Source organism: Bacillus sp. OTU530 (assembly GCF_038440375.1).
Genome location: NZ_JASATP010000133.1, coordinates 1 through 693, shown reverse-complemented (window position 1 = coordinate 693; position 693 = coordinate 1). Strand labels below are relative to the sequence as shown.

The following is a 693-nucleotide window of genomic DNA, read 5'->3' as shown; positions in this document are numbered from 1 at the left end:
GATATACATTGCCACGGGTTCACCGTCAGGTCAAATTATCCGTTTCTATGCACATTGCATCTGATGAGAGTCGTTTTGCTACATCGAGAAATTGTCTAACCATGGTTGAATTATCATCACTTCGCCAGGCGATACTCATTTCCACGCGCGGGGCTTCTCCCTCGATGTTTACATACGCGACGTCCCGTGCATGTAAATTCCCTGTTGATCTTGGTACGATACTTATACCAAGCCCTGCAGCAACCAACCCAACAACTGTCCGTATTTCTTTCACGTCTTGACGGATGATTGGGCTGAAGCCAGCATTGTGACATTTCGAGATGATATCATCGTACCAGCTCGGCAAAACCTCCCTCTCCACTAATATAAATCTTTCTGCGCTGAGATCACCCATTGATATTGAAGAGCGTTGGGCGAGTGGATGCAACTTCGGTACGACGGCGATACAAGTCTCTTGATGAATTGGAAGGAATGATATGAGTGGATCAACCACAGGGGTTCTTACAAAGCCAATGTCGATGTCCTTACTGTGAAGTGCCTCAATTTGCAATGGTGTAGGCATCTCACGAACAACCAAATCTACACATGGAAACTGTTCATTAAACGCCCGAAGAATGATTGGAAGAATATCGAACGTTGCAGATCCGACAAATCCCAGCACTAACCGACCAAGCATTCCCATCTGTGCCTTTA

The 693-nt window shown here is 45.9% G+C and carries 1 protein-coding gene; it reads right to left on the bottom strand.

The annotated features are described in order from the left end of the window. Window positions 1-25: 25 nt before the first annotated feature. The coding region (locus AAHB12_RS31195; protein WP_342048941.1) for a LysR family substrate-binding domain-containing protein at window positions 26-693 on the bottom strand (668 nt) is incomplete at its 5' end.